The following is a 14876-nucleotide window of genomic DNA, read 5'->3' as shown; positions in this document are numbered from 1 at the left end:
CGCGTTGCCACCTCAGTTCATTCATCTGTTACCAGATAAACCTTAGCAGGTTATGATTAACCCTTCTCTGTAACGGGAGAATATCGCTGCACCACCATCAAAATGAATCCGATGCAGAGCTAAGAGGCTTGGTTCCGTAATGCTTCCAAGCTCCTTCTCAGCTGAACGGAGTTCTCTGTGCAGGTAGCCATTACGTACTCTTCTCTATTTGCGCTTTTCCTTTTTTATACGATCTTCAGTTGAATTGTTACATATTATACAGCGGCTCGATCAACGCGTCAATGTTTTTCCATATTTAATCAGCATAAATCATCTTTCTTGTCATGCCTCCATCAACGACTACATCTGTCCCTGTCACAAATTGATTGTCTTCATCAGTTAAATAAAAACAAGCTTTGACAATATCCTTTGGCGTTCCGACTCGATTTGAAAAATGCTGCTGATGATCGATCTCCCGAAGATTTTTCTCATCTTTCGTTTCAATCCACCCAGGGGAAATACTATTCACAGTAATGGAATCCTGACTAAAGGAAGCCGCCAGAGCATGAGTAAGCGCTGATATCCCGCCTTTTGATGCTGCATATGCTTCTGTATGAGGTTCTGACATGATCGCACGAGTCGATGAAATATTCACAATGGAACCGCCTGTTTGATTTACTTTCATATAACGTGCCGCTTCTCTTGCACATAAAAAAGCACCTCTTAGATTCGTATGTAACACATGATCAAACTCATCGACCGTTAGTTCATAAGGGGATTTTGTACACATGACCCCAGCATTATTGATGAGGATATCGATCGTTTTATAACGCTCCACAGCAGACAACATTAAATCTTGAATATCCTTCTCTTGTTTCACATCCGTTCTTTGAAAAAAGGCCACAAAGGACTCTTTTTTCAACTGCTCCTCCAAGCGCTTCCCTTTTTCTTCATCAATATCCGCAAGCACGACACGCGCCCCTTCTTTCGCATAGCCATACGCGATCGATTCACCAATTCCATTGGCTGCGCCAGTGATGATGATTGTTTTATTGTGAAAGTTCATTGTTTATCCAACCTTTCTACATGAGATGATGTCGTCTATCATACCATTTTGTTGGAATCAAATGTACCGATCAATATGATCTAATACTTTTTAAACCAATGATCATAAAAACAATGGTAAAACCAATTAAAACTATCGTATCCAGCAGTAAAATTGAATGATTGACATTGCCGCTCATGATTTCACCAAAACCAGACATCATCCATGTTTGTGGAATAGCCATCGATATTTTTTTCATGATGTCTGGAACAATATCCAAAGGCCAATAAATACCGCCTAACATGCATGTTCCCACTATCACAATTGCACTAAAGATTTCAGTTTGTTTTTTTGTTTGAGATAAAGCAGCGATCATAAATCCTAAACTTACTACAAGACCAATAACGAATGACCCAAACAATAAAATAAGTATGAAGTTGCCTAAGTACACATTGAAGAACACAGATAAGACGGTCAATAAAACGCCTAATTGTATCCAGCCAAGCAGGAAATACGCAATGAAATAACCGAGCAGCACATATATTTTATGAATAGGACTCGACAGCAATCTTTGCCATGTATAATCTTTATATTCCAAATGAATAGACGACACCGAGCTCGAGATTGCAAACATCATAAACATGATGGTAAATCCAAGCGGGATTAAATTTGGCTGCTCACTTGCTTGACCATCTAGATTTTCTTCAATCATTGAAATGATGCCAGACGCATTTATTTTTTTCAGTGTCTTGATCAGCGAAACACTTTTCTGCTCTTTCACAGCTTGATTGATTTGATATATGTGGGCCGCTGTCTCTTTTAAATACGGAGATAAAACCGCGTATTCCTCTGTTTTCTTATAAACTGTCACATCAAAAATCTCTTTATTTTCTTTTAAATGGGACTTTAATTGATGGGTGACTTTCACCGATGCAACTGCTTTTTCATCAGATACTAATTCTTTTGCTTCACTTTCAGACACCTTTATCCAAAGGAATTTCGTGTTCTTTTCGAGAATTCGAAAAATTTCTTGATTCAGTTCACCTTGACTGGACTCTTGAACAAAAGCAACTGTGGGTTTCTTTGTATCTGATGCCGTGCTACCAAAGATAAAGCTAAAGACAATTGGCATTGCAAATAAAAAGATGAGGGTCAATGGGGACTTTAGCGTTTCTTTTAACTTTAGAGAAATGATCGCTAGCATTTTATGCATAATGATGCTTCCTTTCAAAAGACATTCTTAGTAGAGCAAAGATGAAAAAAACTAGTCCCATCCCACAGCTAAGCAAAAAACCACTTTGAATTTCATGAAAATCAGCACCTGCCATACTCTTTAAAAACATTTGAAGAGCAAGAGAATTCGGTAAAAAATAGCTGGTGTTGATTAACCACTGTGGAAATAAGTACAAGGGAACCATACTCCCACCTAAAGCAGCTAATACTTGTGTCCCTAAAATGCCTACACTGTTGAACGTTTTTTCTCTTTTTATAAAAGAACCTATCATTACACCGAATCCAGCAGCATTTAATATAAAGCTACATCCAATCATGACGACGGTAAATGGATCTCCCCAGTTGACCTTAAAGACAACACTAGTAAATAAAATGATGAGCGAAAGCTGAATCATACTCATTAAAAGAATACCCAATAACTTTCCAACGATATAACTAGTATTGCTTAAATTTGATACAAGCAGCCTTTTATAGACCTCTTCCTCTTTTTCCTCTATCATACTGCCAACTAAGAAAACAACCGTCATTAATAAAAAGAGCACACCCATCCCGCCTGCGTAGTATTGGAAGGATGTAATCGGCTGGCTGTTTTTATGAATATTTCTCTCAGTTATTAGTTCTTTTTTCAATTGATGAGATACACTCTCTAATTCTTTCCCCTGATTCAACGGCATGAGAATACGATTCATTTCATAGTTTTGTGAGAATTGTAGAACCACATTCTCTAGAACCATTTCCTGTAATGTTGAATTTGGGCCTTTTAAAATATTTAATTGTACATTGTCATGTTTGATTAGGCTTTTTTCAAAATTCGGCTTGATCATGATCGCCATTTCGATCACTCTACTTTTTAAATCTTTCTCTAGTTGATCCTTTGACAGTAGCTTTACATTAATGATTTCACTTAGCTCACTTTTAGACAAAGTCGATATAAACAGTTTACTTGTAGTTGACCCATCTTGATCCGTGATCCCTACACGAAATGAGTTGATACTGACCTCACTATTTTCATTCATGCTATCTCCAAATGCCGCACCTAATATAGCGATCAAAATGATAGGCATAAAAAAAAGGGTAAAAAAGCTTTTTTTATCTCTAAAAAATAATAGTAAATCTTTCAATACAATCCAAATGCTCATGTGCTCACCTCTAAACAGTTCTAGTCCCGTAATTTTTTACTAGTTAAATACAAAAATATATTTTCTAAATTTGGTTCTACAATTTCTGCTGACATCATTTGAACATTTAATTCGGTCATACCTTGAATGAGGTCACTTAGTAACTGCTGAGGATGTTCATCAAATAATTTGATTTGATTTTCCTGAACCACAATGTCCTTCAAAGGGTCGTATTGATGTATGTATTGACACATTCGATCTATATCGTTTTGTCCTTGTTCACATTTGATCGTGAAAATCATTTCTCTTTTTTTTCCGACAAGCTCACTTAATTCTTTTTGATTCCCTATAGCAATGAAAGAACCTTGATCCATAATAGCCACTCTTTGACATAGATATTCGACTTCCTCCATGTAATGACTAATATAAATAATCGTCATTCCTTCACTATTTAACGTTTTCACTGTTTCTAATATATGATTTCTAGATTGTGGGTCTATACCTACTGTAGGCTCATCCATAATTAATAGTTTCGGCCGATGCAAAATTGCACAGCCAATATTCACTCTTCTTTTCATCCCTCCTGAGAATACGTTCACCTTATCATTTGATCTATTATCCAAACCGATTAACTCAAGTGTTTCTTGCACTCTATTTTTTAACTCTTTTCCTTTAAGTCCGTACATTTTCCCCCAAAACATTAAATTTTCTTTTGCTGTTAAATCTAAATATAAAGCGATCTCTTGTGGAACAATGCCAATCAATTGCTGCGCTTGCTTTGTTTCTTTAGTTAGATCAATACCTCCGATCGTAACAGTCCCGCTTGTCGCACGGATAAGTCCTGTCATAATGCCAATTAATGTTGACTTCCCTGCACCATTAGGGCCTAACAGTCCAAACGATTCTCCTTTTTTCAAGTGAAAGCTAACCCCTTTTAATACTTGTTTATTCTCATAATTTTTCATGATGTCATGTACTTTTAGCAATTGAACTCTCTCCCCTATTCTTCCTATCTATTCTATAGGATCATTTTCTATCATAGTTCATTCATCAACACGTATGGTATTCACTTCAACTAAAGATTATTTTTTCCAATTCATCCATTTTAACATGTTATAAAATGCAGGAGAATAGTATAGGACTTTTTATATTTGGAAACACAAAAAACTTACAGGACGATTCCTGTAAGTTTTTTAGCTTATTTTCGAATGGATCCTTATTTAGAAATCATCCCATGCGGGTCAATCACAAATTTCTTCGCTACACCCGAATCAAAATCACTATATCCTTTAGGGGCTTGATCGAGGGGAATGACGGTTGCATTGACGGCTTTGGCGATCTGTGCCCTTCCGCTTAAGATGGATTTCATTAGACTGCGGTGATATTGCATGACAGGGGTTTGGCCTGTCACAAAGGTATGGGCTTTGGCCCAGCCAAGTCCAATCCGCACTTTAAGAGAACCCACTTTTGCATCCTCATCAACGGCACCTGGATCTTCTGTGACGTAAAGTCCTGGGATTCCAAGTTTACCGCCAACTTTGGTAATATCCATAATTGTATTTAAAACGGTCGCTGGTGCTTCTCCTTGATCTCCATGGCCTGAAGCTTCAAAGCCGACACAATCGACCGCACAGTCGACTTCCGGCTCTCCTAGAATGTTTGTGATTTGTTCGCCGATTCGATCATGTTTTCGTAAATTGATCGTCTCGCAGCCAAAGCTTCTGGCCTGTTCCAGCCTTTGTTCATTGAGATCACCGACGATGACAGCGGACGCGCCAAGGAGCTGAGCGGAATGCGCTGCTGCAAGACCTACTGGCCCTGCGCCCGCAATGTAGACGGTAGAGCCTGGCTTAACGCCCGCCGAATAAGCACCATGAAAACCTGTCGGGAAAATATCAGAAAGCATCGTCAAATCAAGTATCTTTTCCATTGCCTGATCTTTGTCCGGAAATTTAAGGAGCTGGAAATCAGCATATGGAACCATCACGTACTCGGATTGGCCGCCAACCCAACCGCCCATATCTACATATCCATAAGCTGAGCCAGGGCGATCAGGGTTTACATTTAAGCACACATGGGTTTTTTGTTCCTTACACATGACGCAGCGGCCACAGGCAATATTAAACGGAACTGATACGAGATCCCCTTTTTGGATAAACTCTACATCCCGTCCAACCTCAACAACCTCACCTGTAATTTCATGACCAAGGACAAGTCCTTCAGGCGCAGTTGTACGTCCCCTTACCATGTGCTGGTCACTTCCACAAATGTTTGTTGTCACCACTTTTAAAATGACGCCATGCTCACATTTACGTCCAACATTGGCTTTAGGTACACCAGGGCCATCCTTTAACACCAAATCAGGGTATCCGATATCCTCCACTGCTACATTTCCTGCTCCTTTATAAACGACACCTTTGTTTCCCGACATGTTTCCATTCCTCCCTTTTTGTTTAAAAATGAAGTCTCTACAATTTTCTCTATTTCTCGTGCATTTCCCTTCTTCAAACCGCACATTGACTCAAAAAGTAAAAACTGAATGTCTACCATGGAAAGAAAAATGTATTTTCCAGTCAAATAAAAAAGAAAATATTGAAAAAAAAGCTAAACATTTGCAGAATAATGTCGATATAAGGAATAAGCCAGACAGGTATCCTTAATCGACAAACAAATTCCTTATATATACTATCATTCCTTACACACCTGGCTGGCCCCTACATATGAAATGAATCCAAAAGGCTCTTTTTATGAAGAGTCTTTTTTATTGCCGAACGATGGATTTCATCCCACGCAAAAAGAGGCTCCTCTGACGAAGAGCCTCTTTGTTGATTGCTTGTTCATTACCTGGGAAATATTTTCATCATTTTAAGGCTTTGATACAGATATATGTATCATAGTGATAAACAGAAACGTCTCTAAAGTGATACGCTGAAAAGAGGCGGCTGATTTCTTGTTCACTGTATGTCGAAACGGACTTTGAACGTTTTTGTTCCTTCATGAGATCCTGCTTTTGAAAAGAGAGGAATACCTCTCCATCCACTTGAAGAACGCGGTACACCTCTTTCATTACTTGCTCTATGTCTGACAAGTAATAGATGGTCTGCACTGTAAACAATTTATTGAATGATCTGTCTTCAAAAGGTAATTGCTCAGCTTTTCCAAGTGTGATAACGGCTTTTTCCTGCTCTACAAGCCTCTTATTTTTTCTTTTTGCGTATTTCACCATATGACGAGAAGCATCGACTCCATATACTTTTCCTCGATCGAGTTTTTCTGCTACTTTTGATAAAGTCATACCTCTTCCAGTGCCAATTTCTAAAATTCGGTCATTTTCTTGTATATTTAAGAGTTGAATCGTCCATTGATTGATATTATGATGATTTTTTTCCATATAGCGGGCAATCCATTTTGAGAACAAGCCTTTTGGTTCCCTCATTTGTTTTCCAATCCAGCTTTGAATCAATGTTAACACCTGCTTTGCATCAGTAAATAAAACTATTTACGAATTTTCTTACTTTTCATATCGGCTCTCGCCTAACAAAAGTTAAGACCTAGTCCTAATTTCTTTCTCCTTTATAAGACGGCACCTTTTCTGAAAATGTTTCGCACGTGATGAAAAATATTTTAACGAATAGGCATTTTCATTAATTATGCTCAGATTGATTTCGTTTTCTGCATGAGCTGCATATTTTATGAATGTATCTTGATTAGATAAAGGTGGTGCTAGATTATGGGCTTTGGCGGTTATTCTGGAGGCTACTGCGGTGGCTACGGTGGCGGTTTTGCAGGCGGATTCGCGTTGCTTGTTGTACTGTTCATTTTGTTAATCATCATCGGTGCAAGCTGGATTTGCTAATGTAAAAGGAGCAGGAAACGATGACGTTTTCCTGCTCCTTTTCTTTAATACCAATAGGTTGGATATGTGTACATATAGCGTCTGAGCATTTCCTCTTGCTCTCTTTGCAATCTGTATGGATTGCCGTACCCGTGCTTTAAAGAATGCGGAATAGACGCATACCCGTGCCCCACTGACGGAAACCTCATATATGGTGACATCGACATTCATTGATCACCTCACAATCTCCTTTTACGGTTATCATATGTGCGGATGATCAATGTGGAGCGTGTCTAAACCTGGTCCTTCTCCCTTGTATAACAATCAAGCATTGCCAGCATCATAAACATGTCAATCTCCTCCTTTTCATCTTTTTCTTTTCCTTCTTAGTTCATATACTTTAATTGTTTCTGCTTCATTTCTTCATAAAAGGATTCGACTTGTTGTTCATAAAGAACTGTTTCAATGTCTTTGTATTTTCGCCGGATCGTCAATGTAATAAAAAATAAATGGATTGTCATATACGCTCACCTCCCTTCAGTTCGCAGCACGCGAAATAGCCCGCAGATCTTCTTTATCAGTTGACCTGCGGGCACACAAAAATGCAGATCAAAAGACAGTGTCTTTCAACCTGCGATGGATGATACGTGAAATCCTCGTTTACTTAAACAGTTTTGAAGCGTGCACCGTAAAAGGTAAAGGAAGGACACGAGCTCTTCCACAGGCTGATGACATAATGAAATTGTTTGTTGAGTTGATCACAAGTAGATACGAATAACATATTCTTCAGCCTCCTTTACGTTTTTAATTACTTTGTAAGTATATCCAGCAAGCACCATTTTGTAAACCTGTTTTTAGTAAATGAGATGATTTTTGTGTGTTTGACTAAATTTCTACAGTCATTCTTGTCCAATTGTCCAATGCCATAAAAAAAGCCTCCTCATCACATGAGGAGACTTTACGAATTAATCTTCATCTAGTTCTTGTAGCTTTTTTTGAAAAAAGATCGCGCGTTTCACACAAAGAAAAGCGGCTATTAAGAAAACACAATCCACTGCCATCATCAGCATTTTTGGAGATGTTTCAATGTGCTGATTAGGTAAAATCGTACCAATATATAAAAAGGTGCTGACAGCAAGCAAAATAAAAGCGTATTGCTTATAATCTGTCACTAAACCACTCCACTTTTTCTTCACTTGTTTCACCTTCCCGTTATCCATGTCTATTCATAGCTTAACATAGTGAGAGAAAGCGAGGGGCATGTAAATCTATCCATTCGCTAGTGCGTCCAGCCCTTGTTCGATATCATGTAATAAGTCATCAATATCCTCAATACCGACAGAAATACGAATTAAACCATCTGTGATGCCAAGCTCTTCCCTGCGCTCTTTTGGAATGGATGCATGAGTCATTCGAGCAGGAACAGAGATTAAACTTTCGACCGCTCCAAGGCTTTCTGCGATTGTAAACAGCTTAAGCTGACTTAAAAACACATCGACATTTTCTTCGTTTCCAATATCAAAAGAGATCATACCACCAAAGCCTGTTGCTTGTGTTTTCGCAAGCTCATGACCTGGGTGAGCGCTTAAACCTGGATAATAGACACGTGTAATGGCAGGATGTTGTTCTAAAAACTCAGCAATTTTCTGCGCATTTTGTTGATGTGCTTCCATTCTTAGTCCAAGCGTTTTCATCCCTCTCATCAGAAGCCATGCATCTTGCGGCCCGAGAATACCGCCTGTAGAGTTTTGTACAAAGTGTAGCTCCTCACCAAGCTCTTCTGTTGCTGTCACGACAAGTCCGCCTACGACATCACTATGGCCGCCTAAATATTTTGTGGCGCTGTGCAAGACAATGTCAGCCCCGTATTCAATCGGCTTTTGGAAATACGGTGTGAAGAATGTGTTATCTACAATCATTAAAATGTTGGCTGCTTTTGTAATGCGGCTGATAGCTTGTAGATCGGTCATTTTGAGTAGTGGATTGGTCGGTGATTCAATGTAGACAGCTTTTGTTTCTGGCAAAATCGCTTTTTTCACCGCTTCAGGATCACTTGTATCAACAAATGTGGCTTCAATGCCAATCCGGTTTAACACCTTTGTGATCACGCGATAGGTTCCGCCGTATACATCGTCTGTCAGTACGATATGATCCCCGCTGTTAAACAGCATCATCACTGCTGTAATCGCAGCCATCCCTGAACCGAATGCGTAGCCGTTTGCTCCCCCTTCGAGATCACGAATGACCGATTCCAGTGCTGTTCTTGTAGGGTTCGCTGTTCTGGAATATTCATATCCTGTATGTTCGCCTGCTTTTGGCTGCTTATAGGTGCTCACTTGGTAAATGGGAACAGACACGGCTCCTGTTTTTTCATCACCAGTTGTTCCGCTGTGAATCATCATTGTTTTTGGTTTCATTTTAATTTCCTCCCTCATAAATGCCTTTACTTAAATAGCGCTCACTGCTATCAGGAAAAATGGTGACAATGACTGTCCCAGGTGCTGCCTTTTTTGCTTCTTCTAAGGCGGCAAATAAAGCAGCACCAGATGAGCTTCCGATCAGAACGCCCTCTTTTTCAGCCGCTTCTTTCACCATTCGGAAAGCATCGTCGTCACTGACGGTATAAATCTCATCAAATAAAGACGATTCCATATAATCTGGAATAAACTCAAGGCCAATTCCTTCCGTTCTATGCGGGCCCGGCTTTCCGCCATTTAAAATTGATCCTTCTGGTTCCACAACAACCGTTTTTAACGCTTTATTTTGCTCCTTTAAATAGGCGGCACATCCTTGAAACGTCCCGCCAGAGCCCGCTCCTGCTACGAATACATCTATGTTCCCTTGCAGATCAGACCATATTTCTGGCCCAAGTGTTTTATAGTAAGTCAATGGATTTACTTGGTTTTTAAATTGCAAAACACAATACGCATTGTCAAGACTTGCCTCTAGTTCAAGGGCTCGATCAATCGCACCCTTCATTCCATCTTTTCTTGGTGTATGAATAATCTCTGCACCAAGCGCCTTCATGAGTTGTTGTTTCTCTTGACTAAAGTGTTCTGGCACACAGAAAATGGTGCGTAATTGATGCTTCCTTGCACTTAGCGCAAGCCCGATGCCTGTGTTTCCCGCAGTTGCTTCAATAATGGTTCCGCCTGGCCGCAGTTTGCCCGATGCCAGTGCTTCTTTCATCAGCATATCACCTAAACGATCCTTAATACTTCCGCCTGGGTTCATCATTTCAAGCTTTGCATAAACATCAACACCTGCTGGCACGCCAATGCCTGACAGTTTTAAAAGTGGTGTGTGACCAATTAATTCCGTAATATCATGTATGACAGCCATATTTTTTCCCTTCCTTTGCATGGAAAAGAAGGGGGAAACCCCTTCTTTTATTGTGTTTGCTTTATCATACGCAGGACAAGGTCTGTTGAGTGAATTGCTGCTTGCTCAAGAAATTGATCAAAGGAAATATTGGATTCTTTCCCCGCAATATCGGATAGCGCTCGAACGACCACAAATGGCGTTCCAAACAGATGGCAAACTTGCGCAACGGCTGCTGCTTCCATTTCCACCGCATATAGCTCTGGAAACTTCTCTCTGACAAACGCTACACGGCCAGGATCATTCATAAATGAATCTCCTGTTGCAATCGTTCCTTTTGCCACTTGAATATGATCGATTTCTAAAGCAGATTCCTCTGCCAGCTTCACAAGCTTTTCATCGGCAATAAAAGCAGCCGGCAGTCCTGGCACTTGTCCATATTCGTAATCAAAGATTGTCACATCCACATCATGATGTCTAACATCTGTCGATATGACAATATCACCTACATTTAAAGAGTGATGGAAACCGCCAGCAGATCCTGTATTGATCACATAATCTGGCTGGAAGCGGTCAAGCAGAAGTGTTGTGCTGACAGCAGCATTTACTTTTCCTATGCCTGATTTTAATAAAATCACTTCTTTATCTTCATAAACACCTGTTGTAAATTCACACCCAGTGATGTTTTCTTGTGTGGCATTCTTTAGTTGATCTCTTAAAATCGTCACTTCTTCTTCCATTGCACCTATGACTGCGATTTTCAAATCAAAAACATCCTTTCATTCCCTTTTCTTCGCTTCTACGATCCACACAAAATCATTCATTTGTTGAAAGGATGTGCTAAAACCTTCTTCTTCAAAGATTTGCTTTAGCACATCAATAGATGGATAGTATTCTGTTTCTAAATCCTCTGCAAGCTGATCGAATCCAGCGGCTTTCGCCTTGTCGATTTCAGCTTGATGTGCTGCTTGATTTTGAAACATTGTATCAGCAAAGACTATTTTACCACCTGAGGGAAGGATGTTGCCATAGGTGTGAATGGCTTGTTTTTTTTCTTCATCCGTTAAATGATGGAAAGCATATGAACTGACGACCGTATCAGGTTCAAAAGGCGGGGCTGGAAACGATAAAAAGTCTCCATCATGAAATACATTTGGTACTCCCTTTTGAAGAGCCGCTTTCTTCATCGCCTCAGAAGGTTCAACGCCAAACACTTTTTTATTTGCTTTAAGAAGCGCCGCGGTTAGATTTCCAGTACCGCTTCCAAACTCAAGAACATGTTGACCTGAACGGCGAGCAATCTCTTTTAGAATAGCCGGATACCCGCGAAACACTTCTTCATACTGCTCGTCGTGACCACTGACTGTGTCATCATAAGACTCAGCCCAATGATCAAATAAAGAAAGAAACTCACGTCCCATTTTCTTTCCCTCCACTTTATCTATTTATTCCTATGCGTATAGTATGTTTTAATCTGTTGAACAGTTCCTATCCTACCACATCTTCTGATTCTTTCCTACTAAAAAATACTGGGAGGGGTAGAAAAATATTTGCCCTTTTGAAAGGAAGAGATTATGATGATTCTAGAGCGTGAAGGGGTGAATGTAATGGATTTTCAACTGGATTTTTTAAAGGACAAAATTGAATTTTTTGAAGCAGCATCTTTAAAAGAACTTGAACAAAAGATCCAAAAACAAATTGAACATAATCAGGCGATCCTGCTGACTGTTCATTCAGTGAGTCATCAAACGACCGTCATTGATGACCGGATTTTGTATACAGCGGTTGTTCATTTTAAAGCGAATGTCTAAATAAAAAAAGATAGCATGTCCGCTATCTTTTTTTCATGTTTATTTTAATTTTTCAACCTTCACAGGTTTCCAGCCTTTTTCATCCACCCATGTAATTTCTACACGGTAGCGTTCACCTGTTGATTTATCACGGATGGTTCCTTTTGCATCTTGAGGCCCTCCGTTATTTCCTAACCAAAGAACAGTCATTTGATCTTCTGAAATTCCTGTCGCATAGGACATGGCTTTGATCATTTCTTTCCAGTCTTTTGAGTTAGAATCATAGGTCGCTGTATGTGAACCGGATTGCTCTGTTCCTACAGGCTCCCAGTCATCGTTTTCATATGTTTTGTCTACGTCACTTGTTTTGCCGCCATCTGTTACTTTGGCGTCTTTTAACGCATCTTTGTTCGTCTTTTCTTCATCATCTGTTTTCTTTGTATCTTCGTCTTGATCAGATGAATCATCTTTTTTTGTATCTGCATCATCGGATGTATCTTTCTTTTGATCTTTCACATCTTCTTGTGAGTTTTGTTTATTTTCACTTGAAGCAGGTGCCGTTTTTGATGGTGCGTCTGCTACATCTTTCGTTGGTTTATTAAAAATTAACAAACTCGATGCAACAACCAAAATAAGCACCACAACGATACCAATTAATATGTTAAGCACCATATTCGCCTTTCTGCGCTTATCACGATGTTCAAATCGAGAATTTCTACTCAAAATCTCTGCACTCCTTTGCCTCTGTTCCCTAAGTCGTTACTATTCTAACATGACATGAAGGGATGTTCTATGTCTGTTTCTTTTCAATTTCATTGACCTTTTTTACAATATCATAAAACGCTTCATTTGTCTTAGCACGGCCACTTGTCTCATCGAGATGAACAACCACAAGGGCGTATTTTGGCTTTTCTACCGGAAAGTATCCAGCAAACCATTTATGATAAAGCGGATTGCCCTTTTTATCTTTACTGCCTGTTTGGGCAGTGCCTGACTTCCCCGCTACATGAAATGGCAGATCTTGAAACCTCCTGCCTGTTCCTTTGTCAGACGTCACCACCTGACTTAAGTACTTTTGCAATTTTTGAGCTGTATAGCGGTCAATGCTCTCGCCTTCAGGCTGTTTGTTTTGAAAGGACAGCATCGTTGTTCCGTTTTGATACAGCACTTTATCTGCAATTCTCACTTCTTTTCGTTCTCCGCCCCTTGCAATCGTTGCCATCATATTGGCGATTTGCAAGGGAGTTGTTTTAACATTTTTTTGACCGATTGCCGTTTGTGCAATGGCTTTTTTGACATGCTTGTCTCTTTTATCTCCCCACACACTGCCTGTTTCTTCACGATCAAACTGTTTGAATTGCTGCTTATGGTATACATCCCCTTCCCAGCCCACTCGATCGACTAGCCCAAGCTTTGAAGCTGTCTTTTCAATGATTTGATCATCTGTTTGAATGAGCTGATCAGCGAGTGTCGCAAAGGTATAATTACAGCTTTGCGCAAAGCTCTCAGACAAATTCAGCACTTCCTGTTTTCCTTCTGGCTCTCCATATAAATTCTTTCGACAATCATACATCGTTTGTGGCTTGTCTAGGTTTTTTTCGATCGCTGCGGCAAGCACAGCCGTTTTAAATACAGAGCCTGGTGCCATCGCAGTCAGCATGTAATTTCTTGCCTCATGCCGATTTTTACTCGTGACATTTGGAACACTCGCCATCGCCAGCACACTGCTGTTTTGAATGTCGAGCAGAACAGCTCCGCCTTTTTCGACGCCTTGTTCTTTTAGAACATTCTCCATTTCAGCTTGCATGTCTTCATCCATGGTTGTCTGAACCTGCAGCGGATAAAACGAATGAGCTTCTGCTGTATATTTGACGTCCATCCCAAACAAAGGGTTTCCCCTTCCGTCCACATGATATAACAATTTTGTGTCTTGCTCGGGTAATAGAAATTCGTCAAATGTACTTTCTAGCCCAAATGTACCGATTTCGGTTCGGATTGAAAGCTCTTTTTTGTCAGGATAACGCTTTCTTAAGAGTTCTGGATTCTCGCTTGTGAAGCCTAATGTGTGAAGGGCCAGTCTTTTTTTGTCCTTCTCTTTCATATATACGCCATAAACACCTGAATATTTCATCTCATTGATGTCTTTGAGCTTTTTTTTCGTGATGTCATTTTTTAAAATCAGTGGTTTTTTCGTTTCTGTCAGCTGCCTTTTCAGTTCATCTTCTTCCATCTCAAGAATCAAAGCCGTTTGCTTTAAGTGAGGAAGGTCATATTGGAGGAAAGGAAAGATGATGACCGCTGGCTCTTCTTTTGTGAGAAGTGCCTCGCCGTTTCGATCTAAAAACTCGCCACGTCCGTCTGAAATGACCACTTCTTCTGTCCGCTGTTTGACACTTTCTTGTATCAAATTGATATCAAGCTTTGAAAAAGATTCTGTGAAAAACAGCTGGATTTCTGCCAATCTGATCAGAAGACCGAGCAATAATATAAATATAATGGCACCCGTCCATTGAATTCTTCTTTTTTTGCGCATAAAAACACCTCGTCCTTATTGT

The 14876-nt window shown here is 39.8% G+C and carries 17 protein-coding genes; 2 read left to right on the top strand and 15 right to left on the bottom strand.

Going from position 1 to position 14876, the window contains the following annotated elements; translation table 11 throughout:
- Positions 1–295: 295 nt before the first annotated feature.
- From GPA07_RS07760 to GPA07_RS07735, 6 genes are all read right to left on the bottom strand, one after another.
- Positions 296–1045, bottom strand: a complete 750-nt coding sequence (locus tag GPA07_RS07760; protein ID WP_008358476.1) for a glucose 1-dehydrogenase — start codon at positions 1043–1045, stop codon at positions 296–298.
- Between the two features lie 70 nt (positions 1046–1115).
- A complete protein-coding gene (locus tag GPA07_RS07755; protein WP_157292300.1) occupies positions 1116–2237 on the bottom strand; it encodes an ABC transporter permease in 1122 nt (373 codons plus the stop codon).
- Positions 2230–3378 carry an ABC transporter permease gene (locus tag GPA07_RS07750; protein WP_232532122.1) on the bottom strand — a complete coding sequence of 383 codons (1149 nt, stop codon included), beginning with the start codon at positions 3376–3378 and terminating at the stop codon, positions 2230–2232. The genes GPA07_RS07755 and GPA07_RS07750 overlap by 8 nt, the downstream gene beginning before the upstream one ends.
- Positions 3379–3416: 38 nt before the next feature.
- Positions 3417–4361 carry an ABC transporter ATP-binding protein gene (locus GPA07_RS07745; protein WP_008358482.1) on the bottom strand — a complete coding sequence of 315 codons (945 nt, stop codon included), beginning with the start codon at positions 4359–4361 and terminating at the stop codon, positions 3417–3419.
- Positions 4362–4591: 230 nt separating this feature from the next.
- Positions 4592–5806: a formaldehyde dehydrogenase, glutathione-independent gene (fdhA, locus tag GPA07_RS07740; protein WP_008358484.1), complete on the bottom strand. Its 1215-nt coding sequence runs from the start codon at positions 5804–5806 to the stop codon at positions 4592–4594.
- Positions 5807–6235: 429 nt separating this feature from the next.
- Positions 6236–6838, bottom strand: a complete 603-nt coding sequence (locus GPA07_RS07735) for a class I SAM-dependent methyltransferase (RefSeq protein WP_008358486.1) — start codon at positions 6836–6838, stop codon at positions 6236–6238.
- Positions 6839–7105: 267 nt separating this feature from the next.
- On the opposite strand from GPA07_RS07735, the gene GPA07_RS19140 reads away from it, so the two are divergent.
- Positions 7106–7231: a YjcZ family sporulation protein gene (locus tag GPA07_RS19140; RefSeq protein ID WP_008342643.1), complete on the top strand. Its 126-nt coding sequence runs from the start codon at positions 7106–7108 to the stop codon at positions 7229–7231.
- A 44-nt stretch (positions 7232–7275) separates the two neighbouring features.
- On the opposite strand, the gene GPA07_RS18820 is transcribed toward GPA07_RS19140, so the two are convergent.
- The 7 genes from GPA07_RS18820 to GPA07_RS07695 form a co-directional block, all read right to left on the bottom strand.
- Complete coding sequence (locus GPA07_RS18820) at positions 7276–7437, bottom strand: hypothetical protein (RefSeq protein WP_155887861.1); 162 nt, start codon at positions 7435–7437, stop codon at positions 7276–7278.
- Positions 7438–7596: 159 nt separating this feature from the next.
- Positions 7597–7731, bottom strand: a complete 135-nt coding sequence (locus tag GPA07_RS07720; RefSeq protein ID WP_008358488.1) for a YrzI family small protein — start codon at positions 7729–7731, stop codon at positions 7597–7599.
- Between the two features lie 444 nt (positions 7732–8175).
- Positions 8176–8406, bottom strand: coding sequence for a YrhC family protein (locus GPA07_RS07715; RefSeq protein ID WP_008358490.1), 231 nt, complete (start codon positions 8404–8406; stop codon positions 8176–8178).
- A gap of 72 nt (positions 8407–8478) precedes the next feature.
- Entirely contained in the window at positions 8479–9627 is a 1149-nt protein-coding gene (locus GPA07_RS07710) for a bifunctional cystathionine gamma-lyase/homocysteine desulfhydrase (protein ID WP_008358492.1), read from the bottom strand.
- A 1-nt stretch (position 9628) separates the two neighbouring features.
- Positions 9629–10552, bottom strand: a complete 924-nt coding sequence (locus GPA07_RS07705; RefSeq protein WP_008358494.1) for a PLP-dependent cysteine synthase family protein — start codon at positions 10550–10552, stop codon at positions 9629–9631.
- 47 nt (positions 10553–10599) lie between these two features.
- A complete protein-coding gene (mtnN, locus tag GPA07_RS07700; protein WP_157292298.1) occupies positions 10600–11295 on the bottom strand; it encodes a 5'-methylthioadenosine/S-adenosylhomocysteine nucleosidase in 696 nt (231 codons plus the stop codon).
- A 15-nt stretch (positions 11296–11310) separates the two neighbouring features.
- Positions 11311–11952, bottom strand: coding sequence for a class I SAM-dependent DNA methyltransferase (locus GPA07_RS07695; RefSeq protein ID WP_008358498.1), 642 nt, complete (start codon positions 11950–11952; stop codon positions 11311–11313).
- 186 nt (positions 11953–12138) lie between these two features.
- Between GPA07_RS07695 and GPA07_RS07690 the strand changes: the two genes are divergently transcribed.
- A complete protein-coding gene (locus GPA07_RS07690) occupies positions 12139–12342 on the top strand; it encodes a YrzA family protein (RefSeq protein WP_008358500.1) in 204 nt (67 codons plus the stop codon).
- A 39-nt stretch (positions 12343–12381) separates the two neighbouring features.
- Here the strand turns inward: GPA07_RS07690 and GPA07_RS07685 are convergent, their stop codons facing one another.
- Both GPA07_RS07685 and GPA07_RS07680 read right to left on the bottom strand, forming a co-directional pair.
- Positions 12382–13044: a YrrS family protein gene (locus GPA07_RS07685; RefSeq protein WP_008358502.1), complete on the bottom strand. Its 663-nt coding sequence runs from the start codon at positions 13042–13044 to the stop codon at positions 12382–12384.
- 67 nt (positions 13045–13111) lie between these two features.
- The gene (locus GPA07_RS07680) at positions 13112–14854 is read right to left on the bottom strand and encodes a peptidoglycan D,D-transpeptidase FtsI family protein (RefSeq protein ID WP_157292297.1); all 1743 of its coding nucleotides are present in this window, start codon (positions 14852–14854) and stop codon (positions 13112–13114) included.
- Between the last annotated feature and the right edge of the window lie 22 nt (positions 14855–14876).

Source organism: Bacillus sp. ms-22 (assembly GCF_009759805.1).
Lineage (GTDB): Bacteria > Bacillota > Bacilli > Bacillales > Bacillaceae > Bacillus > Bacillus xiamenensis.
The sequence above is the reverse complement of the archived record's forward strand: the minus strand, read 5'-3'. Positions and strand labels throughout refer to the sequence as shown.

Excerpts from the sequence above, each read along its gene's own strand:
- GPA07_RS07760 (WP_008358476.1), bottom strand. The coding sequence starts at position 1,045 with ATGAACTTTCACAATAAAACAATCATCATCACTGGCGCAGCCAATGGA.
- GPA07_RS07755 (WP_157292300.1), bottom strand. The coding sequence starts at position 2,237 with ATGCATAAAATGCTAGCGATCATTTCTCTAAAGTTAAAAGAAACGCTA.
- fdhA (WP_008358484.1), bottom strand. The coding sequence starts at position 5,806 with ATGTCGGGAAACAAAGGTGTCGTTTATAAAGGAGCAGGAAATGTAGCA.
- GPA07_RS19140 (WP_008342643.1), top strand. The coding sequence starts at position 7,106 with ATGGGCTTTGGCGGTTATTCTGGAGGCTACTGCGGTGGCTACGGTGGC.
- GPA07_RS18820 (WP_155887861.1), bottom strand. The coding sequence starts at position 7,437 with ATGTCGATGTCACCATATATGAGGTTTCCGTCAGTGGGGCACGGGTAT.
- GPA07_RS07720 (WP_008358488.1), bottom strand. The coding sequence starts at position 7,731 with ATGACAATCCATTTATTTTTTATTACATTGACGATCCGGCGAAAATAC.
- GPA07_RS07710 (WP_008358492.1), bottom strand. The coding sequence starts at position 9,627 with ATGAAACCAAAAACAATGATGATTCACAGCGGAACAACTGGTGATGAA.
- GPA07_RS07705 (WP_008358494.1), bottom strand. The coding sequence starts at position 10,552 with ATGGCTGTCATACATGATATTACGGAATTAATTGGTCACACACCACTT.
- GPA07_RS07695 (WP_008358498.1), bottom strand. The coding sequence starts at position 11,952 with ATGGGACGTGAGTTTCTTTCTTTATTTGATCATTGGGCTGAGTCTTAT.
- GPA07_RS07690 (WP_008358500.1), top strand. The coding sequence starts at position 12,139 with ATGGATTTTCAACTGGATTTTTTAAAGGACAAAATTGAATTTTTTGAA.
- GPA07_RS07680 (WP_157292297.1), bottom strand. The coding sequence starts at position 14,854 with ATGCGCAAAAAAAGAAGAATTCAATGGACGGGTGCCATTATATTTATA.